The sequence below is a fragment of the Pseudoprevotella muciniphila genome, assembly GCF_003265305.2.
GTDB classification, from domain to species: domain Bacteria; phylum Bacteroidota; class Bacteroidia; order Bacteroidales; family Bacteroidaceae; genus Alloprevotella; species Alloprevotella muciniphila.
Genome location: NZ_CP033459.1, coordinates 590956 through 617865, shown reverse-complemented (window position 1 = coordinate 617865; position 26910 = coordinate 590956). Strand labels below are relative to the sequence as shown.

The 26910-nt window shown below is 46.3% G+C and carries 21 protein-coding genes; 15 read left to right on the top strand and 6 right to left on the bottom strand.

The genetic code is table 11. The features are described from left to right. The first annotated feature begins 178 nt into the window (after positions 1–178). Positions 179–748 (top strand): ATP-binding protein, encoded by a 570-nt coding sequence (locus C7Y71_RS11970; RefSeq protein ID WP_226943531.1) that lies wholly within the window; start codon positions 179–181, stop codon positions 746–748. 19 nt (positions 749–767) lie between these two features. Beyond that, on the top strand, positions 768–1496 hold the full coding sequence (locus C7Y71_RS11965; protein ID WP_226943529.1) for an ATP-binding protein: 729 nt from the start codon (positions 768–770) through the stop codon (positions 1494–1496). Positions 1497–1840: 344 nt separating this feature from the next. Here the strand turns inward: C7Y71_RS11965 and C7Y71_RS02555 are convergent, their stop codons facing one another. The 3 genes from C7Y71_RS02555 to C7Y71_RS02545 all read right to left on the bottom strand — a co-directional run bounded on the left by C7Y71_RS02555 (position 1841) and on the right by C7Y71_RS02545 (position 5299). Further along, positions 1841–2959, bottom strand: a complete 1119-nt coding sequence (locus tag C7Y71_RS02555; protein ID WP_146739463.1) for an OmpA family protein — start codon at positions 2957–2959, stop codon at positions 1841–1843. A 125-nt stretch (positions 2960–3084) separates the two neighbouring features. Beyond that, complete coding sequence (locus C7Y71_RS02550) at positions 3085–4599, bottom strand: sulfatase-like hydrolase/transferase (protein WP_111898957.1); 1515 nt, start codon at positions 4597–4599, stop codon at positions 3085–3087. Positions 4600–4627: 28 nt separating this feature from the next. Next, positions 4628–5299, bottom strand: a complete 672-nt coding sequence (locus tag C7Y71_RS02545) for an RluA family pseudouridine synthase (protein WP_111898956.1) — start codon at positions 5297–5299, stop codon at positions 4628–4630. Positions 5300–5367: 68 nt separating this feature from the next. Here C7Y71_RS02545 and C7Y71_RS02540 point away from each other — a divergent pair, with 68 nt between their 5' ends. The 7 genes from C7Y71_RS02540 to C7Y71_RS02510 all read left to right on the top strand — a co-directional run bounded on the left by C7Y71_RS02540 (position 5368) and on the right by C7Y71_RS02510 (position 16511). After that, complete coding sequence (locus C7Y71_RS02540) at positions 5368–6789, top strand: MATE family efflux transporter (RefSeq protein ID WP_111898955.1); 1422 nt, start codon at positions 5368–5370, stop codon at positions 6787–6789. Continuing rightward, positions 6786–7652 carry a DUF3737 family protein gene (locus C7Y71_RS02535; protein WP_111898954.1) on the top strand — a complete coding sequence of 289 codons (867 nt, stop codon included), beginning with the start codon at positions 6786–6788 and terminating at the stop codon, positions 7650–7652. Before C7Y71_RS02540 ends, C7Y71_RS02535 begins: the two co-directional genes overlap by 4 nt. Before the next feature lie 101 nt (positions 7653–7753). Then, positions 7754–8146 (top strand): SMU1112c/YaeR family gloxylase I-like metalloprotein, encoded by a 393-nt coding sequence (gene gloA2 / locus C7Y71_RS02530; RefSeq protein WP_111898953.1) that lies wholly within the window; start codon positions 7754–7756, stop codon positions 8144–8146. 141 nt (positions 8147–8287) lie between these two features. After that, positions 8288–10417, top strand: a complete 2130-nt coding sequence (locus tag C7Y71_RS02525; protein WP_111898952.1) for a S46 family peptidase — start codon at positions 8288–8290, stop codon at positions 10415–10417. A 241-nt stretch (positions 10418–10658) separates the two neighbouring features. After that, positions 10659–11063 carry a hypothetical protein gene (locus tag C7Y71_RS02520; protein ID WP_146739462.1) on the top strand — a complete coding sequence of 135 codons (405 nt, stop codon included), beginning with the start codon at positions 10659–10661 and terminating at the stop codon, positions 11061–11063. After that, entirely contained in the window at positions 11060–14047 is a 2988-nt protein-coding gene (locus C7Y71_RS02515) for a carbohydrate-binding domain-containing protein (RefSeq protein ID WP_111898950.1), read from the top strand. The genes C7Y71_RS02520 and C7Y71_RS02515 overlap by 4 nt, the downstream gene beginning before the upstream one ends. Positions 14048–15224: 1177 nt before the next feature. Then, the gene (locus C7Y71_RS02510) at positions 15225–16511 is read left to right on the top strand and encodes a Na+/H+ antiporter NhaC family protein (RefSeq protein ID WP_111898949.1); all 1287 of its coding nucleotides are present in this window, start codon (positions 15225–15227) and stop codon (positions 16509–16511) included. Here the strand turns inward: C7Y71_RS02510 and C7Y71_RS02505 are convergent. Genes C7Y71_RS02505 through ruvC form a run of 3 tightly spaced genes read right to left on the bottom strand, consistent with a single transcriptional unit; the run spans position 16501 to position 19317 of the window. After that, on the bottom strand, positions 16501–17136 hold the full coding sequence (locus C7Y71_RS02505) for an HD domain-containing protein (RefSeq protein WP_111898948.1): 636 nt from the start codon (positions 17134–17136) through the stop codon (positions 16501–16503). The two genes, C7Y71_RS02510 and C7Y71_RS02505, sit on opposite strands and share 11 nt — an antisense overlap. After that, positions 17129–18628, bottom strand: a complete 1500-nt coding sequence (locus C7Y71_RS02500; protein ID WP_111898947.1) for an ATP-binding cassette domain-containing protein — start codon at positions 18626–18628, stop codon at positions 17129–17131. Before C7Y71_RS02500 ends, C7Y71_RS02505 begins: the two co-directional genes overlap by 8 nt. A 35-nt stretch (positions 18629–18663) precedes the next feature. Beyond that, positions 18664–19317 carry a crossover junction endodeoxyribonuclease RuvC gene (ruvC, locus tag C7Y71_RS02495; protein ID WP_111898946.1) on the bottom strand — a complete coding sequence of 218 codons (654 nt, stop codon included), beginning with the start codon at positions 19315–19317 and terminating at the stop codon, positions 18664–18666. Positions 19318–19540: 223 nt separating this feature from the next. Here ruvC and C7Y71_RS02490 point away from each other — a divergent pair, with 223 nt between their 5' ends. The 6 genes from C7Y71_RS02490 (at position 19541) to C7Y71_RS02465 (ending at position 26892) form a co-directional block, all read left to right on the top strand. Further along, complete coding sequence (locus C7Y71_RS02490) at positions 19541–19915, top strand: DUF1573 domain-containing protein (RefSeq protein WP_111898945.1); 375 nt, start codon at positions 19541–19543, stop codon at positions 19913–19915. 297 nt (positions 19916–20212) lie between these two features. After that, positions 20213–21271 carry a mannose-1-phosphate guanylyltransferase gene (locus tag C7Y71_RS02485; RefSeq protein WP_226943527.1) on the top strand — a complete coding sequence of 353 codons (1059 nt, stop codon included), beginning with the start codon at positions 20213–20215 and terminating at the stop codon, positions 21269–21271. Further along, positions 21264–22331 carry an A/G-specific adenine glycosylase gene (mutY, locus tag C7Y71_RS02480; RefSeq protein WP_111898944.1) on the top strand — a complete coding sequence of 356 codons (1068 nt, stop codon included), beginning with the start codon at positions 21264–21266 and terminating at the stop codon, positions 22329–22331. The genes C7Y71_RS02485 and mutY overlap by 8 nt, the downstream gene beginning before the upstream one ends. Positions 22332–22377: 46 nt before the next feature. Further along, a complete protein-coding gene (gene rlmD / locus C7Y71_RS02475; protein WP_111898943.1) occupies positions 22378–23796 on the top strand; it encodes a 23S rRNA (uracil(1939)-C(5))-methyltransferase RlmD in 1419 nt (472 codons plus the stop codon). Next, positions 23771–24361, top strand: a complete 591-nt coding sequence (locus C7Y71_RS02470; RefSeq protein ID WP_111898942.1) for a hypothetical protein — start codon at positions 23771–23773, stop codon at positions 24359–24361. The genes rlmD and C7Y71_RS02470 overlap by 26 nt, the downstream gene beginning before the upstream one ends. A 50-nt stretch (positions 24362–24411) precedes the next feature. Then, on the top strand, positions 24412–26892 hold the full coding sequence (locus C7Y71_RS02465; RefSeq protein WP_226943525.1) for a zinc-dependent metalloprotease: 2481 nt from the start codon (positions 24412–24414) through the stop codon (positions 26890–26892). Positions 26893–26910: the final 18 nt, after the last annotated feature.

The following is a 26910-nucleotide window of genomic DNA, read 5'->3' as shown; positions in this document are numbered from 1 at the left end:
CCAAGGACAGTACAAATTGAAAGGTCTGTCATATTGATTATAAAAGGAATGTTCATACCGGACATTCCTTTTTTATTGGATTTTTGAGTATCATTTTCTTCTTTTATATAAACGAATTTATCTTTGTACTTCCAAAATGGTGGCGTTTGGCTACTAAAATGGAAGTAATGCAAAAAGTATGGCTATTATAATTGAACGTAAACAACTGCTTAAAGAACTCATCAGTAAACGGTGGAATGGAAAGGTGAAAATCATAACCGGCAAAAGGAGGTCCGGTAAATCTTTCCTGCTTTCTACCTTGTATAAGAATTATCTGTTGAAAGAGGGTGCCTCAGAAGATAATATCATTGAAATCGCATTGGATAAGGATGAACATTCTCCTTATCGCAATCCTCGTGTGCTTTCTTCCTATGTCAAAGAAAAGACGAACGATCATAGTCAGAAGTATTATGTCTTTATTGACGAAATCCAGTTGTCGTATAAAGTCAAGAACACCGATTTGGATGAGAGTTCTGTGCCTGAAGAAGACAGGGAACTGCTTTATACGACTTTCTATGATGTCCTAAATGATTTGCGGATGCAGGACAACCTGGACATCTATGTGACAGGTTCCAACTCCAAGATGCTGTCGAAGGACATCGTTACCAACTTCCGAGACCGTGGCTCGGAAGTGAAAGTGTTTCCGCTTTCATTCAGGGAGTTTTATGGTAGGGTGAAATTGAAGGCTGAAAGAATAACTTTAGTATAGTGGAATGCCGCTGGCTGTCTTGGAAAAGGATGAAGCGGAAAAGCGGAAATATCTTATCAGCCTTTTCAATAATGTATATCTAAAAGACATCGTGGAGCGTTATAATCTTAAAGACGACATCGTGCTTGACGCTTTGGTGAACGCATTGTCTTCCGCTGTCGGTTCTTTGACCAATCCAACCAAACTTGCTAATACGGCAAGTTCGCTTATGGGAATGAATACTTCTAACCACACGGTCAAGAACTATTTGGACTTTTTGGAAGATGCCTTCTTATTCGTCTCTGCAAGCAGGTATAACATTAAAGGCAGGCGGTATTTTGACAACATACAGAAATACTATGCGATGGACTTAGGGCTTAGAAATGCCAAACTGAATCTCAGGCAGCAGGAAAGGTCGCATCTGATGGAAAACTTAATATTCTTAGAGCTACTTCGTCTTGGCTATAGTGTGGACGTGGGAATTGTAGAAGTCAGAAAGTTGGTTGACGGGAAAAGAATAGCCTCGCAGTATGAAATTGACTTCGTTATAAATACTACGCGGCAAAAAATATATGTCCAGTCAGCCCTTAATGTCGATACCCCAGAAAAGAAGGAGCAGGAGACTTTTTCAATGAAGAATACAGGAGATTCTTTCCGGAAAATTGTTTTGCTTGATGGCAACCGTAAGCCTTGGACAGATGATGATGGCATAACTTATGTTGGGGTAATACAATTTCTTTTAGGAGAAGTTGATATTGAAAAAATATAAATCTTGAGCGTTCCCCTAACGGGTCAGGCTTTCATAAATCGAGCCTAAGGTCTCGACCAAAAGGCTACATTTTACGCGTCACTTGCCCGTAGTCAGCCAGCCGCGCGAAGTGCGGCGAAGGCTAGTACGAATAAAGTGGCAAGTAATCCTTAACGCATAGCGTACTCATTTGAGTGCGCTTTTGTTGTTCCCACCCAGTCGTCAGAATAGCCACTGTGCATACGACTTTTTCCCAAAAGTCCCAACCTTATCCAAGGTGTTGCAAATATGTGTACTATTTACTCAAATAATAAAAGGAATGCCCCGCTCGGAGCATTCCTTTTATTCAATCGTGCTGACCACGATTATTTCTTATAGGTCTTCGCCGTGATTCGAGCCAACCTGTTCTTGTTGTTTTCTGCGTATGGCTGAACAGTGTCGCCGAATGCGTTGGTCGTAATCTTGTCGGCACTGATGCCGTATTGTTCAATGAGTGCTTTCTTCACGTTTTCGGCGCGTTGTTCTGAAAGAACCTGATTGCGTGCAGCCTTACCTGTACCCTTGTCAGCATAGCCGCTTACGTTCACGCGGCAGTTGTCGTGCTTCTTCACCCAGTCTGCCAGTTGGCGAATCTTGTCGTCATTCTCGTCTGTGATGACAACCTTCGATTCATTGAAGAAAAGGTCAATCTGTGTATCCTCTGGCACAAACTTCGGCTCTACAGGTTTAGGAGCAGGTTTGGGCGCAGGGGGAGGAGGTACCGGCTTGGGCTCGGGCTTGGGTTCCGGTTTTGGTTCCGGTTTGGGCTCAGGCTTGGGCTCAGGTTTGGGTGGAGGTGGAGGAAGCACCTTCTTCTTGAAGCCGAACTTATAAGTAAGTCCCAACATGGCAGTCAGTTGCATGTCGTCGTGGCCGTTCAGTTTAGAATTGAAACGGTCGCCGAGGTTGTTGAGGTCCACTTCAAGGTTTGCTGACCAGTGTTTCGCAAAGTTGTACTCCAGCATACCACCGATGCGCAGGTTGTGTGCAAACTTGTCGTCTGGCTTGGTGATGTATTTGCTTTGAACAGCATCAATATCATCAAGATTCCATGCCTTGCTCAAACCTATACCTGCAACAAGATATACATCTAATGGATGTACTTTTTTCTTGCTGAACACGTTTGTCAGGTTCACGAGAAGGTCTGCGTCGGCTGTAAGGTAGTTGAACTTGGTTGTACCGTAGCCTGTGTTGTGACCGGCAGCGGTCTTGTTCATCCAGCCACCTACGTGCAGACGTGCACCAATTTCGGGGGTAAACATCGCACCGAGTTGCACTGCACCAACAGGAGTAATGAGTTTACCGTGGTCGTAGTTGGTGAATGTCAGTTGTGCGCCGCCCTGAACACCTACAAATCCGTAGGGATAAGGCTCATACTCTTGTGCTGAAGCAATCGTTGCTCCAAACATAGCGGCTAATGCTGCCGCATAGAATTTTATCTTCATGGCGTTTATGATTGGTTTTGTTTTATTTCTTTTCACAATCTTTCGCAAAGTTAAAATTTCTTATTTAAAAAATCTGTAATTGTCGCTTTTTTTTGAAAAAAATGTGAAATACAGACAATCTTGCTTTATTTCCCTTGAGGAGTTTTTGTCTTTTCTGCCTCTAACTGTTTTTTCAGCCTTTCCACGATGTCTGGATAATTGCAAGCCTGGTTGTCGCTTTCGTAAGCGGCTGTCATGTCGTAGAGTTGGGGCTCGGGGTCGTTGCCGGTCTCGATTTTCGGCCCCCACGTAATCATTTTCGACCCGTTGTTGGGCGTGATATATTTCCAGCGCTTGTCGCGAATGGAAAGCGTATGGTTGGCTGCAAATTCTATGACATAGTCTCTGTCGGCGCGGTCGTAGCCGAGCAGGGTAGAGATATGGTCTTCACTATCTGGTGCAGCACCGCGTGGAATGCGTGTGCCTGTCAATTTAGCGAGTGAAGTCAGCCAGTCTATTTGTGAAATCAGGGCATCTGATGTCTGTCCTGCTTCAACGTGTCCTTTCCAGTTAACAATACAAGGTACGATAGATCCACCTTCGAAGGCACTGTATTTCATCCCGCGATAAGGTCCGGCTGGTTTATGACTGCCAAGCAGGTCTTCTGCCTTGTCATCGTAACCATCATCCACCACAGGACCATTGTCGCTCGAGAGAATGATGAGTGTGTTCTCGCGGATACCGAGGCTGTCCAATGTTCGTGTAACGCGACCTACAGTCCAATCGAATTGCGCAATAGCATCACCGCGCAGCCCCATCGCATTCTTGCCGCGGAAGCGGTCATGCGGGAAGCGTGGCACATGGATGTCATTAGTGGCGAGGTAGAGGAAGAAGGGCTTTTCGCGGTTGTTGCAGATGAAGTTGATGGCATGTTGTGCTATGCTGTCAGCAATGTTCTCGTCTTTCCAGAGCGCCTTGCCGCCACCTTTCATAAAACCGATGCGACCTATGCCGTTGACGATGGACATGTCGTGACCATGGCTGTGTTTCAGGTTGTAGAGTAGTTCTGGATTCTTGGCGCCTGTAGGCTCTCCCTCAAAGTTACGTTTATAACTCACCTCAATAGGTGATGTGGCATCATAGTTGGCAACCATGCCGTTCTCTATGAACACGCATGGCACACGGTCGGCAGTAGCCGCCATGATATAGTGATAGTCGAACCCCAAATCCCCTAGCGATGCACTCAAGGGGGCATTCCAGTCCTGTTCACCTGACTTGTCGCCGAGTCCCAGATGCCATTTGCCGATGGCACCCGTGGCATAACCTGCGCTCTTAAACGCATCTGCCATGGTAAATTGCTCTGGTCGGATAATCATGCCTGCATCACCGGCAGCAACGTCTGTGCCGGGTTTGCGCCAGGCATATTCGCCGGTCAGAAGGCTATATCTCGAAGGAGTACTCGTAGATGCTATAGCGTGGGCATTGGTGAAGCGGATACCGCTTTCAGCAAGTGCGTCAACACAGGGCGTCTGTACTCGTTGGGCGCCATAGCAGGACATATCGCCGTAGCCCAAATCATCGGCAAGTATCACAATCACGTTAGGACGCTCCTGCGCCGTAGCAACGGCAGGAAGAAGCGATAAGAGAAAATATGGTCGCATAATGGTATTGATAACAATCTAAGTTTTGTCATTTTTCGCCAGCAAGACTATCCCAAATGCCAGCAGGGTAAGGTGCCTTTACATCTATTTGTTCGTGCGACACAGGATGTTCAAAGGCTATCTGTCGTGCATGGAGCGAAATGCTTCCGTCTGGATTGGAACGAGGAGCACCATATTTCAGGTCACCTTTTATCACGTGGCCTATAGCAGCCAGTTGACAGCGAATCTGGTGGTGGCGGCCTGTGTGGAGTTGTACTTCGACGAGCGTGTAGCGGTCGCCATGGCTTATCGTGCGAAAAGTGAGAATGGCTTTCTTGCTATCCTTTGTTTCTTTGTCATGGGCGTACGATTTGTTCTGTCGCTCGTTGCGTGTAAGCCAATGAGTAAGAGTTGTATCTTCTGTATCAGCCATACGAGGCACAATGGCGTGGTAAGTCTTGCTGATCTCGCCTTTTGAAAACATGGCATTAAGGCGGGACAACGCCTTGCTCGTCTTGGCAAAAAGCACAATACCGCTCGTAGGACGGTCCAAACGATGAGTAACACCCAGAAACACGTTACCAGGCTTATCGTATTTCGTCTTCAGGTAGGCTTTCACCGTTTCGCTTAATGGAACATCGCCAGTCTTGTCGCCCTGAACGATTTCGCCAGGCTGTTTGTTCACGATGATGATATGGTTATCTTCGTAAAGTACGTCCATATAATGTCATGTTTTGCACTACAAAATTACGCAAAAGTTCTTATTTTTGCACGCTATATCAAAAAACTATGACCAAAGACGGGCTATTAAAAATGGTGAGAACAGGCAAACACCTCACGTTCCGGCAGCAAATCATGTTGGCGGTTTCGCTCAGTGTGCCTGCCATTCTTGCTCAGATATCGGTCATCATCATGCAGTATATCGATGCAGCGATGGTGGGAAGTCTCGGTGCAAATGCGTCGGCAAGCATAGGGCTTGTGGCTACTACCACGTGGCTCTTCGGAGGACTGTGTTCGGGCGTCTCTGCCGGTTTCAGCGTGCAGGTGGCGCACAGGATAGGGGCGCACGATGAAGTGGGGGCGAGGGCTGTGTTACGTCAAGGCCTCGTCAGCGCTTTCATTTTCAGTCTTGCGGTGGCTGTAGTGGGGGTGTTGATAAGCGATGCCTTACCCACGTGGCTCGGCGGATCAGAAAGCATCCACGCAGATGCATCGGCTTATTTTATGATATATGCCATCAGCATCCCTGTCATGCAAATCTATTTCCTCTCTGCAGCAATGTTGCGTTGTAGCGGGAATATGCTGGTGCCAAGCCTGTTGGGGGTCGGAGCCTGTACGCTCGACGTGATAATGAATGCATTTTTTATTTTTCCTACTCGGACGATAACTGTTCTCGGACTGGACATCATGTTGCCAGGATTCGGACTGGGAGTAGTTGGCGCAGCATTAGGCACGTTGGTGGCTTTTGTTATAAGTGCTGTTGCAATGTTTGGTTTTCTTGCGCTGCGTTCCAAAGAACTCAATCTGTTGCATGAACATGGAAACTTCAAACCCGAACGACGCACACTGCAACGTGCCGTGAAAATTGGAGCGCCCATGATGGTGCAGCATGCCGTGATGTGTTCAGCACAAATCCTGACGACGGTCATCGTGGCACCACTTGGAACATTCGCCATAGCAGCCAACTCTTTTGCCATAACGGCAGAAAGTCTTTGCTATATGCCCGGATATGGTGTAAGCGATGCGGCAACCACACTCGTAGGACAAAGTCTCGGAGCAGGCAGGCCCGAACTGATGCGACGCTTTGCCATAATGACAATAGGACTTGGAATGGTTGTTATGGCTCTCATGGGATTGGTGATGTACATGGCGGCACCGCTGATGATGGAAGTGCTCTCGCCAGTAGAACAAATACAGGTTTTGGGAATAGAATGTTTACGCATAGAAGCGTGGGCAGAACCGATGTTCGCTGCATCTATCGTAGCGTATGGCGTTTTTGTCGGTGCAGGCGACACAATAGTCCCCAGTGGCATGAATCTTGCAAGTATGTGGGCGGTAAGACTTACCCTTGCTGCATTCCTCGCACCTATATATGGCTTACAGGGTGTATGGATGGCAATGTGTGCCGAACTTACTTTTAGGGGACTGATCTTCCTCATTCGACTCGCTTGGTGCTTCAATCACAAAAAGGAATGGATACATAAGAAATGACAAAGAATAATATCGAAAATAAGGAATTTGAGGGAGAAAGGCCGCTCTATGCAATGCACGGTCTCCACCTCAATAATGTTACAATACACGCAGGAGAGAGCGCGCTGAAAGAGTGTAGCAATATAGTCTGTGAAAACTGCAGATTCGAAGGGAAATATCCGCTTTGGAATACCATTAACTTCAAAGTTCATAATTGCCTTTTTACCGAAGGCAGTAGGGCAGCATTGTGGTATTCTGAAAATCTTGAAATGACCGACACAATCGTGGAGGCTCCTAAAATGTTTCGCGACATGAAGAACCTGCACCTCAACAGGGTGAAGTTGACCAATGCACAGGAAACACTCTGGAACTGTCAGGGCATACGTCTTGAGAATGTTACGGCTGATAATGCAGACTACATCATGATGCACTGTGCAGACATCGAGATAGACAACCTCGTGCTCAATGGCAACTATTCTTTCCAATATTCTAAAAACATTGTCATCCGTAATTCTATACTCAACACGAAGGATGCTTTCTGGGAAACGGACAATTGCACCGTCTATGATAGCGAAATCAATGGAGAATACCTCGCATGGAACTCCCGTAACCTCCGATTGGTTCGCTGCCACATCACAGGCACACAACCGCTCTGCTACTGCGATGGACTTATCCTCGAGGACTGCACCTTCGGAGCAGACGCTGACCTCGCGCTCGAATATAGTAGTGTGCAAGGCAATATAAAAGGACACATCGTCAGCATAAAAAATCCACGAACAGGAAATATCGCCATCGACAGTGTTGGAGAAATCATCATTGATAATAACATCAAAGCACCAGCAGACTGCAAAGTCATCGTGAAAAATGACAAAAAGTGCGTTTAACCTAAAGTCGGTCATTCGGTATTGGGTTAAGCGGATAGTCCTAATTTAGGGCTAACTTTTGCGCACTTTTATTCTATTCATAATGCCATGCCTATATCTCTATGCTCAAATTAAGAAAAGTACACCACATTGCCATTATCTGTGCGGACTACAGACGCTCACTCGAATTCTATACAAACGTGTTGGGGCTGCAAGTTGTGGCAGAGCACTATCGTGCCGAAAGGCTGTCTTATAAAACCGACTTGGCTTTGAATGGAGAATATGTGGTAGAACTTTTCTCGTTCCCTTCGCCGCCAAAACGACTCACACACCCCGAAGCCATAGGATTGCGACATCTGGCATTTGAGGTGGATGATGTCAAGCAAGCCGTAGCCGAACTCGACGCAATGGGGATTTGCCACGAAGATATTAGAAGAGACGAATACACAGAAAAGGACTTCGTTTTTCTCACCGACCCCGACGGACAGCCCATAGAACTCTATTCACACCTATAATCTCTGATTGTTCTAATTGCTGAAGTTGCTACAAGATGGCACACAACATCCGAAAACAATGATTGTGTCATAAATTATTACAATCAACCAAATATCAGTAAATTTGCAGCCGAAATACAAAAACCAATTAAATAAACAAGCATGAAAAAACTTCTAATTGCCCTCGCGTTAGTCTTTGGCGTGAGCGGAACAGTAAAGGCAGACGGTGGCATGTGGCTACTCAAACTCATGGAGCAGCAACACCTTGCCGACTCCCTTAAAAAGGCAGGCCTTGAAATTGACCCCTCCGAACTATACAGCGAGGACGGACCTTCGCTCAAGGATGTAGTAGGAATCTTCGGTGCAGGATGCACAGGCGAAGTGGTAAGTCCGGACGGACTTATTCTCACCAACAACCACTGCGGCTTCGATTTCGTACATGCCATGTCAACCATGGAGAACAACTATCTGCAGGAAGGCTTCTATGCACATTCGCGTGCAGAGGAATTGCCCACACCGAAACTCGACTTCGTCTTTGTACGCGCCATTGAAGACGTAACGAAGCAAGTAATCGAAGCGACAGAAGGTATGAACGAATATATGCGTCAGAGCGAGTATGTGCTCGAACCTATCGGAAGCGAACTCCTTAAAAACAGCAAATGGGCTAACAAAAAAGGTATGCGCGCAAGAGTGGTGCCTTACTTCGGAGGCAACCAATTCTATGTGTTCTATGAGCAGGCTTACAACGACGTAAGGCTCGTGGTTAACGTACCGCAAAACTTCGGGCAGTTCGGAGAAAATCAGGACAACTGGATGTGGCCGCGCCATAACGCCGACTTCGCCGTATTCAGAATCTATGCCGACAAAAATGGCGAACCGGCAGAATACAGCGAGGACAACGTGCCCCTCAAGTGCGACAAATATCTCCCCATATCAATGAAGGGTATAGAGAACGGCGACTTTGCTATGGTAATGGGATTCCCCGGACAAACAACAAGATACATGACTGCTTCTGAAATACAGTCGCATACGCAGAAATTCGATAAACCCATCAATACGATGGGCACGGTGATACTCGACCACATGAAGAACCTCATGGACAACGACAAGGAACTTAACCTCTCCATGGCAAGCGATTACTTCATGATAGGAAATACAGTGAAGAATTTTGGCGGAGAAATTGACGCTGTGCGCAAACTCAAACTTGTGGAACGTACAAGAGTGAAAGAAGCGGGCTTCCGTCAGTGGGCAGAAGAACAAGGTAAGCCTGAATATAATGAAGCCATTGATGCCATCGACAGAATTACAGCAGAATATGGAGATACTCTTCACGATTTGTATCTCGCAAACTTCGGTATGCGACAGATGGCTGTGAAAATACCGGCACCAATGGTGAAGTCATACGTGGAAGGCTACAAGGAACTTAAAGGCGAATCAGGCGTAACGGCACGCGAAGGTATTATGTCGAGCATGAAGTTCCTGACACCAGCCGAAATGCAGCGCGACCGCAATCTGATGAAGAAAATACTCCGCACATGGGTGGACAACAAATTGCTCGACGCCACATTCTGCAATCTAAGCACAACAACAGATGTGGATGCTTTCGTAAATAATATGTACGATAACTCTGTCTTCATCGACAGCATGCGTCTTGAGTCTTTCCTGAAGAAACCAAACATGAAGACGCTCGAAGCAGACCCCATTTACAAATTCAAGACAGAATATCAGGATTATCTGATGTCTTTGGCTGCAAATACAATGGTGTATGAATCAATGCTTGCAGAATACGACAAAGTCTATGTAGGCGCACAACTCGAACGCAACGGATTCTCAACTGCACCCGATGCTAACATGACACTGAGAATGACATACGGACATGTGTGCGACCTCAAACCGCGCGATGGTGTAACATACGACTACCAGACCGTAATCGACGGTATGTTTGAGAAAGAAAACCCCAACGACCCGGATTATGTCATCAACGAAGACGTGCGCCGTCTTTATGAAGCAGGCGACTATGGACGCTATGCACGCCCCGACGGCAAACTCCCCGCTTGCTTCATCACCGACAACGATATCACAGGAGGAAACAGCGGTTCGCCGGTTATGAACGCAAAAGGTGAACTCATCGGCATCGCATTCGACGGTAACATCGAGTCTCTCTCGTCCGATCTCGAATACAACAAAAATCTCCAGCGTTGCATCAGTGTGGATATACGCTATGTACTCTGGGCAATCGACAAACTCGGAGGTTCAACATACATACTCGACGAACTCGACATAAGGAACTAACATTCAAACAAAAACAGACCATAAAACAAGCGAACTGCATTTGCGGTTCGCTTGTTTTTGTATTCGTTTGGAAAATGGGGCAATTGGTCGATTTTTTTTAATTTTATATATAACAATGTGCATTCCTATTTAAAAAAACCAATAATTTTGAGCCCGAAATTGATTATTGTAAGATAAAGACTGCAAAATATATATTTTTGAAAGAAACAATATATTTATTACATATTTTATGAACAAAACAATGAAAAAGATTTTGTTATTCCTCGCATTCGTTGTCAATGTGTTTGTGGCGAATGCAGATGAATATCCCTATCTGGCTTTTCAGACTGTGGATGGCTCGGTAGCCACTGTCAGTACTACAGGACTGAAGATATCGTATGCTGAAGGCGTATTGACCGCTCAAAACTCTGTGGGCGAAACACGTTCTTTCGAAACGTCTAATATGAGTCTGATGTATTTCACCGACACGGCAACCGGCATTGCAACCATCGATGCTCAGGGACAGCCCGTAAGTGTGGAAATCGTTGCTGCAGACGGACGCAACTTAGGACGCTACGATTCATTGAAAGATGCAGCAGACCGCCTGCCAAAAGGAGTGTATATAGTAAAGGCAAATGGTAAAACTGTTAAAATCGCATTGAAATGAAAAGAATAGCAACCATCCTGATAGCCGTGTGCTCTGTGTTGACAGTTTTTGCTCAAAACACATTAAAAGCAAATGTGGCAACGTCCAATAATACAACACTCAACGTGCGAATAGGCAACGTGATTTATCAGTATCCTGTCTCGCAGGCCGGCGAAATGACATTTAGTGGTGGTACAGAAGTTACCATACAGGACAGAACTTACACTCTTGCAGATGTCAGCGAAATGTATGTGGACGACAGCGAGGTAACCGATAACCTTGTCAGTGTGGCTTATAATGGCACGTCTGCAAGTGTGAAGGTGGCAGGAAACGTGGCAAAGTATGTCGATGTAACCATGGACGGAGCGCGTGTGAACATCATACAGAACTCCTTGCTGGATGCTTCAGCAGGCGAAATAACATACGCACTTAGCGGCTCGAGCAGCAATGGTCAGTTTGTAATGACCGGAGAATACAAAGCAACGGTTGAACTCAACAGCCTGACTCTGACAAGCACCAGCGGTCCGGCGGTACACATCAAGGACGGCAAACGCATAGACCTCGTGGTTAATGGCACGAACACCCTTTGCGATGCTGCAAATGGTACGCACAAAGCAACTCTCCACATCAAGGGACACACCGAGGTGAAGGGCGATGGTACACTGACCATTAAGGGATTGACAGACCACGCTTTCAAAGGAAACGAATATGTTTTGCTCAAGAAGACCTTTACAGGTAAACTGATCATTGCAGGGGCTGTCAGCGACGGCTTACACGTTGACCAGTATTTCGAACAACGTGCCGGAACAGTGAACATAAGTGGCACTGGTGATGATGCCATACAGGTAGATTACGCTGTTGATGATGCCGGCAACATCGAAAACGATGAAGAAAATACAGGAAAAGCAATTATCGCCGATGGCACATTGACCATTACGACATCCGCTGATGCAGCAAAAGGCATCAAGGCAGAGGGCGACGTGAATATCAGTGGCGGAACAGTCAATGTTACACAATCTGGTAGCATTGTGGTAGGAACAGATGATATCAGTTATTCTGCCGCAGTAAGAAGTGAAGGCAATATCAATATAACAGGTGGTAACGTAACAATCAAGAGTACTGCAGATGGCGGACGTGGATTGAATGCTGATGGAGCAATCAATATTAACGAAAGTAATGCCACTACAAACATAGATATCACGGCAAACGGTGCAGGTGGCACAGCAGAAAATGTAGGCAGCAGTAGCGGCAGTACAACAACGGCTTCCTATCGCGTCTATGTCAGTGTGCCCACCAGTGGACAGGGCGGAGGCGGCTTCCCCGGCGGCGGACAGCAAGGCAACAGTGCCTGGAAAACAGTGTATCTCTACAAGAGCGACGGCACACTCGTACAACAACTTACAAGCACGGTCAGCAAGTCGAACGGATACAGCACGGTAACGTTCTACTACTACGACTTCGGATCTGCAACCAGTGGAACTTACTACTTCAAGAGCGACAATTATACCAGCGCTTGGGGAGGCAGTACGTCCTATACCATCCAAAGTGCATCGTTCAGCGCACCAACCAGCGGCGAGGATATTTACTATTCCATCACTAATAGTTATAGCACAAGTGGCTCAACGCGCACATATTCTTTGACCAATGTTACCAGCACCTACAGCGGTACGAGCGATGTGAGCGAAGACGAAGGAACGGGCTACAACGCTGCGGGTATTAAGGCTGACGGCAATGTAACCATAGCAGCAGGTACTGTCAAGGTAAGCAACAGCGGCACAATGAGTAAAGGCATCAAGTCGAAAGCCACAGTAGCCGTAAATGGTGGAACAATAACACTCACACCCACAGGTGGTATGCAAGTCATAAACAGCGATGCATCCTACTGTGCAGGTATCAAGACCGTAAACTATGTGCAGACCGATGGCACTGTAACCATCAACAGTTCCACAGGCGCTGCAACACGCGGTATCTCTGCAACCAACGTACAAACCGATGGTGGTACACTCAAGATTACCAGCAGTAGCGGCGGTCAGACAGGAAGTTCTGACAGTTATACAGCCAAGGGTATTAAAGCAGATACAAAAATCGCCTTCAATGCCGGCACCATAACCATCACAATGTCCGGCAATGGCGGCAAGGGTGTCAAGTCAAGCGGCACATACACACAAGGTGTAAGCGGTGGAACAGGTCCTACACTCACAGTCACAACTACTGGCAGCAGCTACGGCAGCAGCACTACCACCGGAGGCGGTGGCATGTGGGGCGGCGGTGGCGGTCCTGGTCAGCAAAGCAGCGGTAGTTCCGCAAAGGCGATAAAGGTGCTCGGAAATATCTATTTGTATGGTGGGCAAACAGTAGTAAACACTTCAACCAATGGTGCAGAAGGTCTGGAGAGCAAAACAGCCGTATACATCGAAGGCGGAAATCATTACTTCAAGTGTTATGACGACTGTATCAACTCTTCCGGCAAGATATTTTTCAATGGCGGCGTAACAGTATGTTACTCTAACGGCAACGACGCTGTAGATAGCAATGCCGGCACAGCAGGAGCCATTACCATTGGCAACGGGACTGTCCTGGCATACACTTCAGCAGGTAGCCCTGAAGAAGGTCTCGATTGCGACAACAACTCCTACATCCGCATCACAGGCAGTGGCATCGGTCTTAGTGCAGGTGGCGCACAAGGAGGAGGTAGCAGCAGTTCCAGCATCAGCGGTGCAACACAAGGCTACTATTTCAGCACAAGTTCCATAAGTTATACTACCGGACGTTACTACACACTGTCCGATGCAAGTGGCAACAATCTTGTTACTTATAGTTTCGAGAATGGCGTGAACAGCATGCTCTCTCTCTTCACAGCAAAAGGTATGACCAGCGGACAGACTTTCTCCGTAACCTACGACACGAGTGCACCCACAGATGCTACAACCGCATGGCACGGCATTTACCTCGGCAGTTCCAAGGCAAAGAGCAACAATTCTGTACTCAGTGCCCAAGCCAAATAAATATTGGGCTACTCTATAAATCAGGCTTGAATGTAACGCCTTAATAAAATAAGTGACGCTCATGTCGCTTTACAATAGATAACCTATGGCAACTGCCGTAGGTTATCCTTTTTTAGGAGAAGACAGTTCTCTTAAAACTTTTACCGGACACCAATAAATTTATATTGATGTTCGCTAAAAAAATATGTGGCAGTGAAATGGTGCCCAGTGGATAAAGTAGGGGGGTGATACTACAGTTTTTATGCATTAGCCCCAGCGGTGCAATATAGAACAATTCTGCTCCAAACTAACATCTTACTATAAAAAATCACATCCCGCGAGTCTCACGACTAACGGGATGGTACCTTAAAAAAACTATTTAAACTATAGATTGAAGAGATCCTTATTTTTTTTATTGCACTGCAAAGATAGACCAAGCCGACTTTTCTTGCCAAACAAAATAGACTAATTGGCAAATTCTATCGATAAATCAGGAACTTTTCGGTTTTCCTCACCCTGAGTTACCCATTTTTATGGTCAATTTTTTGATTTTCATCAACGCCCCTGATGACAGAAAAAATGCCGAAGTCAGAAAATAAGCAGCAGTGAAATGATGGGGCAGCGGATAAAGTAGAGTGGTGATACTACAGTTTTTTTTGCATGAGCCCCAGCGGAGCAATATAGAACTATTCTGTTCCAAAGTTCAACTTACTATAAAAAATCACATCCCGCGAGTCTCACGACTAACGGGATGGTACCTTAAAAAACTATTTAAACTATAGATTGAAGAGATCTTTTTTTTTTTGCATTGCAAAGATAGACCAAGACGACTTTTCTTGCCAAATAAAATAGACTAATTGGCAAATTTTAACGATAAATCAGGAAAAATGATGCCGAAAAACTCAATATACTTGCAGAGTCTCTAAAAAACTAATCAGTAAATGTCTGTTGTTTCTGCAAAATACTTACACTTTCTCTATACATTTCTTTTTAACATTGCAATTATGCACTGTTAAATACAAATATAATCATTTTTCGGTACATTTACAGAAACTTGACAGTCAACTTCAGTTATCGCTCAAGACATGCTGAAACAACTATAATGAAACAAAAGTTTTTCTCACATTTATAACGAAGACTCATCGCAGCTTTCGTTTTTTTGTAATTTTGCGCATCTTTCTATACAAGTATCCAACAAATGAAACACTATAAAGGCATAATAGCCATTACTCCGCTTTTCGTCCTGGCACTGTCCTTCCTTGCGCTCAGCGCAGCGTTAGGAGACTTCTCAAAGGTGCCTCTTCTCATCGTGTTTATTCTCACTGCAGTTTATGCGCTCTGTATCACCCGGGAACTGCCGCTGAAGGAACGCCTGAAATGCTTTTCGAAAGGAGCAGGCGCGCCCGACTTGCTGATGATGGTGTGGATTTTTATGTTGGCAGGAGCCTTTGCTGCTTCGGCAAAAACTGCAGGATGTATCGATGCAACGGTGAATGCCACGCTCAGTGTGTTGCCCGATGAAATGATTTTGGCTGGCATCTTCATTGCAGCATGCTTCGTTTCGCTTTCAATAGGTACATCTGTCGGGACAATCGTTGCACTCGTACCAGTGGCAGTGGGAGTCGCTGCTAAAACGGACATCTCAGTGCCTATGGCAACGGCATCAGCCGTAGGTGGGGCTTTCTTCGGCGACAACCTCTCTTTCATCTCCGATACAACCATTGTTGCAACGCAGTCGCAGGGGTGCAAACTCAATGACAAATTCAGAGTAAACTTCCGAATCGTTCTCCCTGCTGCACTCATCACGATGGCTGTCTATGTCGTACTCGGACTTGGGCAAACCGGTTCGCCGGAACTCGGAGAAGTCAACTGGCTGAAAATGTTGCCCTACATAGTGGTTATAGGCCTCGCACTGACAGGAATGAATGTGCTTCTTGTGCTGCTCATCGGTAACTTGTTTACGGGAATTATCGGAATATCAACGGGAGCGTTCGACATAGAAGGCTGGTTCGCCGCAATACAGACTGGTATCAGCGGTATGGCAGAACTCATCATGATTTCTATGCTCGCGGGAGGGTTGCTCGCACTCATCAAGCAAAACGGAGGTATTGACTACATCATCCGGTCGCTCACCAAACGAGTAAGTACGGGGCGAGGAGCAGAATGGAGCATCGCCGCACTTGTAAGCATCACTAATCTCTGTACGGCAAACAATACCGTGGCAATACTCTCCGTGGGGAAACTATCGCGTGATATAGCCGAGAAATATGGCGTTGACAAACGCAAAAGCGCAAGTGTGCTCGACACTTTCTCATGTTTTGTACAGAGCCTGATACCTTATGGCGCACAACTACTAATGGCAGCCGGATTGGCTGCCATTAGCCCGGTGGAAATCATTCCTTTCCTCTTCTATCCGTTTATCATGGGAGTCTGCGCCATGCTGGCGATACAATTCCGATATCCGGGAAAATACTCTAGTATATAGTTGTCTTCTCCCGGCATTTGGAAGCAATAGTATCGGCTGATTGTAAAAGTGATACGAGCGGATATAGATCCATGGCACTATAGAAGGCTTTGCGCATGGCCGTACCATTTTCGCCCATATCGAACATGCCCATGTGCCAGCGGATAGCAAGAAGTTCTTCAGGTCGGAGACGTATGAAACGCTCTATGAAAAAGCACGACTTCTCACCATGGCCAAAAGGGAAAGTATCATTGCTCGTATAGCCTTCATACGACACCCAACGACCTGAACTATCTTTCTTCCATTTTTCCTCTTTATGATATAAATTTACCTTGCAAACATCGTGAAACAAAGCCGCAACAGCAATGCTCTCGTCCGATGGCGCTTCTGAAAATGGACTCTCGCCGCTCTCAATGGCAGGCTTAATAACAGAATCGTTTATTGCGACGGCCGTTTCATAAACATTGATAGAATGTTTGCAAAGACCGCCTGCCTCGTTCAGGTGGAATTTCGTGGAAGTGGGAGCAATGTAGAAATCTGTTTTTTCCAAGTAGTCGAGCAAACCGTCAAGCCCCTTCCTGCTTATTTTCTCTCGGCAAAGCGCGATAAAGCGCGTCTTGTTCTCTTGTATTTCTTGTTCAGTCATAGTCTTTTTGTTTTGATAATGTAAGATTTTTGTCTATTATTTCAGGGAAATCCACATCGTAATGCGAGACCATGATAATGCTTTTGTCTCGGTTCTCAACGTAGGTTTCGATAATTTCCAATGCACGTTGGCGACGACGGCTGTCCAAGCCGTGGAAAGGCTCGTCAAGAATTATTAAGGAAGGACTTTTCACGAAAGCGCGTGCCAAAAGCACCAGACGCTGCTCACCTTCTGAAATCTTCAGAAAACTGCGGTCGGCGAGATTAGTTAACTCGAACAAATCAAGCCATTGGCGGCAGTAGGCCTTCTCGCTGTCGTCGGGCAGGCGATGTAAACCATTTGTGTCGCGCAAACCGCTGCCAACGATGTCAATCACACGTTCCGGCTTGCAATAACTGCGGTAAAGTTCGGGCGACACATAGCCGATGTGACGCTTGATGTCCCAAATGCTCTCGCCCGTGCCGCGACGATGCCCAAAGAGCGTAATGTCGCAGGCGTATGCCATAGGGTTGTCTGCACATACGAGCGACAGTAAGGTGGATTTACCCGAACCATTGGGACCTTTCAGCGCCCAACGCTCACCGCGAAGCACTTCCCAACTGACGTGGCTGAGAATGGTTCTGCCGAAGTAGGAAATGGTGATGTCATTAAATTTAAGAAGACTGTCAACATCCGGCGCGGGAGTGCGGGCAGCCAGGTCGCGAACAAGATTGCGCTCTGCTTCGCTAAGGTGCGACACATTTGCCGCTACATCTGCAATATAGTCGCAGCGCCGAACCTTTGACCCAACACGCCTGCCATCCACTCTGACCACGTGCGTTACGAACTCGGGAATGTCTTCATCGCGTGCCATGACAAGAATCAATCCTGTGGTGCGGGCAAGTGTGGCAAGTACTTCGCAGAATTGTTCGCGTGTCTGGGCATCAAGCCCGATGAAAGGAGAATCTATAATCAGGACACGGGGTACATGCCGCATCTCCTTGGCTATCTGGAACTTGCGAAGTTCACCGCTCGACAGCCAGTTGATGGGTTTCTCAAGTTCCGATGTATTACAAAGCCATTTCAGAAAGGACTTTGCATCGTTTCTGTCCGCAAGATTTTTCAGCCCTTCTATATCCGCATTCAGCACTTCGCCCACGGTGGGGTAGGTCTTCTCGTCGCCATGGTTCCAGCGTTGCTGGTGGTATTCCGGTGTCAGGTCTCCGAATGCATCATGAAATGCCATCACACGCAGTTGGTCGTAAAAATGCTCACCGTCTTTTAGCGGAATGTTGTATTTTACACTGCCTTCGCGCAGGGGGAGTGCGCCGGTGATGATGTTGACAAGTAAAGTCTTTCCCGCGCCATTTTCACCACAGATGGCAATTATTTCTCCTTCGTTCATCTCAAAATCCACAGGTGCAGCCACCGGAAAATCCGGATGACGGGGCACTGCTTTAATCACACTGATGAGCGGTGATGCTAATCTCGATGAGGAAGTGGATGATGTCATCTTTATAAACTTATAAACTATAGAAAATGGGATTGTTACTTTTTCTTTGAGGTCTTTAGCAGTTGTGCCAGTTTTTTCTGAGGACCGGTCGTGGTGTCGCTCACGCTTTTTCCATGTTGCTGTGCGTATGCCTTCCACGATTTTGTGCCACCGCCGGAACCTGTCAGGTCGGGGCGGTTGCTGTGAAGGAAATGACAATATGCCACGGCGAGTGCATCTGTGGCATCTAAATAGGGTAGCATGCTGCTCTCGGGTATATTGAGCATCTTCTGCATGAAAACTGCCACTTGTTGCTTGCTCGAACTGCCTTTCCCTGTTATGGACATCTTGACCTTCAGAGGAGCATACTCACAAATAGGCACCTGGCGACTGATGGCTGCTGCGATAGCCACACCTTCGGCACGCCCCAACTTGAGCATGCTCTGAACGTTCTTGCCGAAAAAAGGTGCCTCAACAGCCATCTCGTCCGGAAGGTAACTGTCTATGATTCCCATCACGCGCTCATAAATCCTGCCAAGTTTCAAATAGATGTCGCTCACCTTACGAAGGTCTATCACACCCATCGTTACCATCTCTGCCTTGTTCCCGACAACCTTCAGCACACCATAACCCAAAACGTTTGTACCGGGGTCAATGCCAAGTATGATGCGCTCCTTAAGAGATTGAGCAGAAGTCGTCTTTTGTGCCATGTGGATATATACTTCAAGAGAAATGAAAAAAAACTGTGTTATCTAATCCCACTTCTCATGTTGTCAGATTAAATGCAAAAATAGCAAACAAAGGGGAATTTAACCATAATTTAGCACAAAAATTACAGTTTTATTTTGTTGTTGACGCAGTTGTTTTTAACTTTGCAAAGGAAAAGATATCTAATAGGCACATTGAATAGAAACATTTTAAATTCTCAGTAGAATGAAAAAGATATTATTGCTCCTCGTTGCATTCATCTGCACAGTCGGTATTTCCGCTCAGGCAGTATTAAGTCTTGACCGTACTTCCCACAATTTCGGAACGTTCAAGGAAAGCAAAGTGCAGAAAACAACTTTCACAGTGACAAATACGGGTAATAAGCCGCTCATCATTCAGCAAGCATTCACATCGTGCGGATGCACAGTGGCTAATTACACGAAAACTCCCATACAACCAGGAGAAAAAGGAACAATAACTGTTTCTTACGACGGAAAGAATAAGTTCCCGGGACAATTCCGCAAGGTGGTAACAGTGCGCTCAAATGCATCAAATTCACTTGTGCGAATTTATGTAGAGGGAATACTCGAAAAGGACTGATATAGTCTCTTTTCAGACCATCATTGATAAGTGCCGCACATGTGGCGGCACTATTGATTTTTGGGGGGTGTAAATTAGGATTGAATGATTTTTGAGTTATTTGGGTGTGGATTTTGATTTAAGTTCGCAGGTGCATAGCGGACTATGTACCAAGAAGTTAAGCCGAAAGATGCCTAAAAGAGCCAATAATCATCAAGACTATTCATAAGTAATAACCCCTGATTTATAGAATACCCCTTTATTTAGCCGCTTGATTTATAATAGCGGCATTTGTAATTATTAAAAAACGACAATTAAATGAATCCTAACAACCATCTGGTAATAATGGCAGGCGGAATAGGTAGCCGCTTTTGGCCCATGAGCAACGAGGAATTACCTAAGCAGTTCCTCGACATACTTGGTTGCGGTAAAACGCTGATACAACTCACCATGCAACGCTTCCAGGATATCGTGCCGGCGGAGAATGTGTGGGTGGTTACGGGTGAACGATATAAAGACCTTGTTTACGAGCAACTGCCCGATGTTCCCAAAAAGAATGTCCTGCTCGAACCATGTCGCAGAAACACCGCACCATGTATCTGCTATGTCAGCACGAAAATAAAAAAACGCAATCCAAAAGCCGTTGTGGTTGTAACACCAAGCGACCATGTCATCCTCGATGTGCCGGCATTCAAGGAAGCCATCAACGAGTCTTTAGAATATACGTCTGAAACGGATGCAATAGTAACGCTCGGAATAAAACCTAACCGACCGGAAACAGGCTATGGCTACATCAAGGCAGACCTCGGATTTTCATCAGCACGAATGAAAAACCTCTACAGAGTGGATGCCTTCAAGGAAAAACCAGATATCGACACGGCAAAGCAATACATTGCATTGCCGGAATACTTCTGGAATGCCGGTATATTTGTTTGGAGCGTAAACACCATTGTCAATGCTTTCAGAGTGTACGAATCGCAAATGTGGAAGAGTTTTGAGGCACTGATGCCGCAGTTTGATACACCCAAAGAACAGAAGGCGGTGAACGAAGTATATGAAAACTGCAAGAGCATATCCGTGGACTATGCCATCATGGAAAAGGCGGAGGACATCTTCGTGCGACCCGCTGATATAGGGTGGAGCGATCTCGGAACGTGGACATCACTCCTCATGCTCAGCGACAAGGATGTGTACGGCAATGCACTCATAGGAGATAACATACGAGTGTTTGAAACAAGAAACAGTGTTGTTCATACAACCCATTTGCGTGAAGTTGTAGTGCAGGGGCTCGATGGATACGTTGTGGTGGAGAAAGATGGCGCACTGCTCATCTGCAAACTTTCCGAAGAACAGCGTATAGGCTTGTTCCATGAATGAGAAGCATAATAATGGCGACCTGTTCTTTGCCAAAACCATAGAGGAGTGGTATGACAAGAACAGACGCGAACTGCCTTGGCGGGACATCACTGATCCTTATCGCATCTGGATTTCTGAAATCATACTGCAACAAACCCAAGTGGCACAAGGATACGATTATTTTCTGCGTTTCATACGTCGGTTTCCGACTGTAGAAACGCTTTCTTCTGCCAACCTGGACGAAGTGCTGCAACTCTGGCAAGGATTAGGCTATTATAGCCGTGCCAGAAACCTGCATCAGGCAGCAAGACAAATTGTCAATCTGGGCGGATTTCCCAAGGATTACAAGAACATCAGGGCGCTCAAAGGAGTGGGCGACTATACCGCAGCAGCAATCAGTTCTTTCGCATACGGATTGCCCTATGCAACAGTGGATGGGAACGTGTATCGTGTTTTGGCAAGAGTGTTCGCCATCGATACACCCATCGACACCACAGCAGGAAAAAAGCAGTTCGCACAACTCGCGCAACAACTTCTCGACAAAAAACGACCGGCGCTGTACAATCAGGCACTCATGGATTTCGGAGCATTGCAGTGTCGTCCAAAGTCGCCCGACTGCACGAAATGCCCGTTAATCGCAAAATGCGCGGCATTCGCTTCAAAATGCGTTGACACTCTCCCGGTGAAGCAGAAACGCACAAAGGTAAAGGACCGCCATCTTGTCTATCTGTACGTCAGAAGTAAAGGCAAAATCCTACTCCGACAAAGACAGCAGGGAGACATTTGGCAAGGACTCTACGAACCGTTCCTCATGGAATATGAACAACCTGCTGCTCTGCACGACGTAGCAAACGACAAAAGGACTGTATGGCTGGGAGAAAAAGCCGTTTTCAGAAATATCCTCAGCAGATACACACACATGCTGACACATCAACGCCTGAATGTGGAAGCATACTTGGTCAGCATTGATGAGCCAAAACTTACACCGGATGGTTACTGTTGGGTAGATGAAGCAAATCGCGATGAATATCCCGTTTCAAGACTCGTGGAAATCATCTTCGAGCGGATAAACAACAACTAACAGGTATGGAGATTACCTGATGAGATAAGTAAAAAACATAAGTGAAGTGGCAAGAAAAAAGAAACCCCTACCGCTGTTGGAGCGTATTACGATAGAAGACGTGGCTGCCGAAGGAAAGGCGCTTGCCCGTGTGGACAACCTCGTGGTGTTTGCACCATACGTTGTCCCGGGAGACGTGGTGGACCTTCAGGTGCGGAGAAAAAAACATAGTTACGCCGAAGCAGAGGCAGTGAAGTTCCATGAGTATTCGCCAATGCGGGTAGAACCCTTCTGCAAGCATTTTGGAGTGTGCGGAGGATGCAAATGGCAATGCCTCTCCTACGAACAGCAGTTGCACTACAAACAAAAGCAAGTAACAGACGCATTGACACGCATAGGGAAAGTGGAACTACCGGAAATTTCTCCTATTCTTGGCAGCAAACATACACAGGCGTATCGTAATAAACTCGAGTTTGGCTTCTCGAACAAGAAGTGGCTTACATTCGAACAAATCAACAGCAACGAAACGTTTACTGATATGGACGCGCTGGGTTTCCATATACCTGGAGCCTTCGATAAAATTCTTGACATAGAGGAGTGCTTCCTCATGCCTGAAATAAACAATAAAATCCGTAATGGTGTAAGGAGTTTTGCCAAAGAACGTAGCATATCATTCTACGATTTGCGGCGTCAGGAGGGAGTGCTGAGAAACATGATGCTTCGCTCATCCGATACAGGCGAACTCATGGTGGTCATGCAGTTCCATTGCACATCCGAAGATGAACATAAACAGGCAGAGGACGTGCTCTGCTTCATGCGCGACAGTTTCCCTGAAATCACCTCGTTGCTTTATGTGAACAACCTGAAATGCAATGACACCATCGGCGACCTCGACATCCTTACATTCAGTGGTTCCTCATTCATCTATGAAGAAATGGAAGGGTTGCGGTTTAAGGTGGGACCCAAAAGTTTCTACCAGACCAACACGGAGCAAGCCTATGAACTTTATAAGGTAGCACGCCAGTTGGCAGCACTCGATGGCAGTCAGTTGGTGTACGACCTATACACCGGCACTGGCACCATAGCCAATTTCGTTGCCCGTCAGGCAAGACACGTTGTGGGAATAGAATATGTGCCAGAGGCAATAGAAGATGCAAAAGTGAATTCTGAAATTAACGGTATAACGAATACTTCGTTTTTTGCAGGCGACATGAAGGATATCCTCACAGAAGCCTTCCTCGAAGAGCACGGACACCCCGACGTGATTATCACTGATCCGCCCCGCGCAGGAATGCACCCGGATGTGGTCAATACTATCATTGCTGCCGGGCCAAAGCGAATCGTATATGTAAGTTGCAACCCGGCAACACAGGCACGCGACCTCGCAATGCTAGACGTGCACTACAAAGTGACGGCTGTGCAACCGGTCGATATGTTCCCGCAAACACATCATGTAGAAAATGTCGTACGCCTCGAAAAAAGATAGTAGCAAAGTCATAGGAGCATTCTCGTCATCAGAACAGTTCTGGACGAGTTTCTTAAAGGTGGTGCCCACATTCAGCAAGGGCTACCTCGGTATGTACCTCATTGAAGCAAAGCGCTTATTTAAGAAAGGTATGCTCAGTCTTGATGCACCGGAACTCCAAACCTTTGCCCAACTGGAAACGACGACAGCCATCGACCGCCGCAAAACATTGGAAGCCTTCCTGCCACTTGCCAAAACGCACGAAGAGGCAGAAAAACTCATAAACCTTTTGGCAGAAGATACACCAGAGGCGAGAATAAACGCCATGATGAAAGCGGCTACACTGCCATGTTGCTACCTCATCTTTCAGCAACTACGCCTCGTGGAAGGCGACAGAAACCTGTCGAGAAAGGCTTGCATAGCACTCAATCAAAAGGACGATGTGCGTTCCCACCAACTTGCAGCACTTGTGGCAGACTATTTCGGACTACAAGATGTCCCAAAAAGAGTTATGCTCAAATTAAAGCCATATCAATTGCATCGCGTTGAAAATTCATACGAAAATTTCATAAACTTTGTAACATAATATCGTAAGTTCAATTAAAGTAAATTATTATCAATATCATTTTAATAGTCATGAAGAAACTATCCCTATTGGTGCTTTCGCTGCTCATAATGATGCCTACAGCGGCTTTTGCGCAAAACGAAAAACCAGTTGAAAAGAAAACTGAAGCACCAGCAGCACCAAAAGCTGCAAAAAAAGTAGAGAAGAAGAAAGAAAAGAAGAGTGCACAGCCGAAAAAAGGGCAACCTACGCAAGCGGCAAAGCCATCTACACCGCCTCCAGCGCAGGCAAAGAGTGGACTATTCGGAGTTGCTAAGCAAGGCGACGACTATTTCTTTGACATCCCAGATACAATTCTCGGTAAACGCATACTAGCCACAGTGAGATTTATTTCAACTCCTGCCGACCTAAAACTTTATGGAGGAGAACTCGTCAACCAGCAAACAGTTTATTGGGAAAAAACACCAAACAACCATCTCGCGCTACGGTCCGACCCCTACGTAACGATGGCAGACAAATATGATGAAATAAACAAGGCTGTTACAACAAGCAATGAAAACCCCATTATTGGTTCATTTAAAATTGAACAAGGGGCAGGCAAAGGTGCATCACGCATCAAAGTAACGCAGTTCCTCCTTAGCGATAATGGAGCACTAACACTTAGCAAGAATACTAAGACAAACACCGGTGCCGCCAGTCTCATGCCCCAACAGTCATATATAGAAGAAATTAACACATTCCCACTCAACACGGAAGTAAAAATGGTTACCACTTGGATGGCACCAAGCGGACGAACTCCATCTGCGTCAATGACAGGAAAGCTGACATTCAGACTCAATGTCTCATTCGTGCAATTGCCAGACAAACCTATGCAACGTCGTCTTTTTGACCCACGCGTGGGCTATTTTACAGATGGGTTTACACTCTATTCAGACGACCAACAGAGAGTGGCTAATAAACGTTTCATCACACGCTGGCGCCTTGAACCGAAAAACGAAGAAGACGCTGAACGCATGAAACGTGGAGAACTCGTGGAACCAAAGAAACAAATCGTATATTACATCGACCCAGCAACACCTAAACAGTGGCGTAAATATCTCATTGCAGGAGTTGAAGATTGGCAAGAAGCATTTGAACAAGCAGGCTTTAAAAATGCAATAGTGGCAAAAGAATGGCCAGATAGTGATAAAACCATGTCGATGGAAGACGCACGTTATTCCGTTATACGATACCTCGCATCCGACATTCCTAACGCATACGGACCACAAGTGCACGATCCGCGCACAGGAGAAATCCTTGAAAGCCACATCTGCTGGTATCACAACGTGATGAAACTCGTGCACGATTGGTACATGGTTCAAGCTGGAACGCTCGATGAAGCAGCACAAAAAATGAAATTCGACGAAGAACTGATGGGGCAACTCATACGTTTCGTCTCTTCGCACGAGGTGGGACATACGCTGGGCCTGCGCCACAACTTCGGTTCGTCGAGCACCGTACCAGTGGAAAAACTGCGCGACAAGGCATGGGTGGAAGAGCATGGACACACACCGAGCATCATGGACTATGCGCGTTTCAACTATGTGGCGCAGCCTGAAGACGGTATCGAACGTGTGGGTATCTTCCCGCGCATCGGCGACTACGATAAGTGGGCTATCAAGTGGGGATATTCACCCATGTGGGATGCTTTTGATGACGAGAGCGACCATCGAGAACTCGAAAAACTCGTTCAGGACAATCTCGCTAAAGACCGCAGATTGTGGTTCGGAGACGGTGAAATGCGAAGAGGAGACCCGCGGTGCCAGACAGAAGACCTCGGCGACGATGCCATCCTCGCCAGCCACTATGGTATACTCAATCTGAAACGCCAAATGAAGAATGTACCGGAATGGAGTTACGATGCAACGGATATCTACAATACCAACGCAAGAGAGGTCTACAACACCATTATCTCACAGTTCAACAGATATATGGGACACGTAATGGGTAATATCGGAGGAGTTTACTACGATTTCAAGACAGTGGACGAATCAGGAGATGTTTACCAGAATACGCCCGCTGAGAAGCAGCGCGCAGCGCTTAACTTTGTGGCAGAACAAGTGTTCAGTGAACCCACATGGATGATAGAAGAGGATTATGTAAACCGTTTTACGAACAATCCCCACACACTTACAATAAACGTGGGAAATGGTGTGGTTAACAGCCTTATGTCAAGGCTCGAAATCCTAAACAGCGCATATCCTGCAAAAGACTTCCTCGACGACATGACACGACTGCTTATTACAGAAAAGGAAGGACAAGACACGGAATACATAAGAATGTTGCAGTCAACATACGTTTCAACACTTTGCAATAGTTTCAAACAAATGCAAGTAACGTCAAAGGCGCGTCCTGCAACCTACAGCATGCTCAGAAAACTCTCAAAGATGTTCAAAGCACAGCCAAACAATGACCATTATGCATCTCTGGCTGACTATATAGAGCGTGTACTCGACTATAGTTCTTCTGTTCCCGCAGCAACAGCGCAGCCCAGCCGTCCGGCAACGCGCTAAACACAGCATAAAGAGTCT

Excerpts from the sequence above, each read along its gene's own strand:
- C7Y71_RS02550 (WP_111898957.1), bottom strand. The coding sequence starts at position 4,599 with ATGCGACCATATTTTCTCTTATCGCTTCTTCCTGCCGTTGCTACGGCG.
- gloA2 (WP_111898953.1), top strand. The coding sequence starts at position 7,754 with ATGCTCAAATTAAGAAAAGTACACCACATTGCCATTATCTGTGCGGAC.
- C7Y71_RS11970 (WP_226943531.1), top strand. The coding sequence starts at position 179 with ATGGCTATTATAATTGAACGTAAACAACTGCTTAAAGAACTCATCAGT.
- C7Y71_RS02545 (WP_111898956.1), bottom strand. The coding sequence starts at position 5,299 with ATGGACGTACTTTACGAAGATAACCATATCATCATCGTGAACAAACAG.
- mutY (WP_111898944.1), top strand. The coding sequence starts at position 21,264 with ATGAATGAGAAGCATAATAATGGCGACCTGTTCTTTGCCAAAACCATA.
- C7Y71_RS02490 (WP_111898945.1), top strand. The coding sequence starts at position 19,541 with ATGAAAAAGATATTATTGCTCCTCGTTGCATTCATCTGCACAGTCGGT.
- C7Y71_RS02525 (WP_111898952.1), top strand. The coding sequence starts at position 8,288 with ATGAAAAAACTTCTAATTGCCCTCGCGTTAGTCTTTGGCGTGAGCGGA.
- C7Y71_RS02555 (WP_146739463.1), bottom strand. The coding sequence starts at position 2,959 with ATGAAGATAAAATTCTATGCGGCAGCATTAGCCGCTATGTTTGGAGCA.
- C7Y71_RS02485 (WP_226943527.1), top strand. The coding sequence starts at position 20,213 with ATGAATCCTAACAACCATCTGGTAATAATGGCAGGCGGAATAGGTAGC.
- C7Y71_RS02500 (WP_111898947.1), bottom strand. The coding sequence starts at position 18,628 with ATGACATCATCCACTTCCTCATCGAGATTAGCATCACCGCTCATCAGT.
- C7Y71_RS02535 (WP_111898954.1), top strand. The coding sequence starts at position 6,786 with ATGACAAAGAATAATATCGAAAATAAGGAATTTGAGGGAGAAAGGCCG.
- C7Y71_RS02520 (WP_146739462.1), top strand. The coding sequence starts at position 10,659 with ATGAAAAAGATTTTGTTATTCCTCGCATTCGTTGTCAATGTGTTTGTG.
- ruvC (WP_111898946.1), bottom strand. The coding sequence starts at position 19,317 with ATGGCACAAAAGACGACTTCTGCTCAATCTCTTAAGGAGCGCATCATA.
- C7Y71_RS02510 (WP_111898949.1), top strand. The coding sequence starts at position 15,225 with ATGAAACACTATAAAGGCATAATAGCCATTACTCCGCTTTTCGTCCTG.
- C7Y71_RS02470 (WP_111898942.1), top strand. The coding sequence starts at position 23,771 with ATGTCGTACGCCTCGAAAAAAGATAGTAGCAAAGTCATAGGAGCATTC.
- C7Y71_RS02515 (WP_111898950.1), top strand. The coding sequence starts at position 11,060 with ATGAAAAGAATAGCAACCATCCTGATAGCCGTGTGCTCTGTGTTGACA.
- C7Y71_RS02540 (WP_111898955.1), top strand. The coding sequence starts at position 5,368 with ATGACCAAAGACGGGCTATTAAAAATGGTGAGAACAGGCAAACACCTC.
- C7Y71_RS02465 (WP_226943525.1), top strand. The coding sequence starts at position 24,412 with ATGAAGAAACTATCCCTATTGGTGCTTTCGCTGCTCATAATGATGCCT.
- C7Y71_RS02505 (WP_111898948.1), bottom strand. The coding sequence starts at position 17,136 with ATGACTGAACAAGAAATACAAGAGAACAAGACGCGCTTTATCGCGCTT.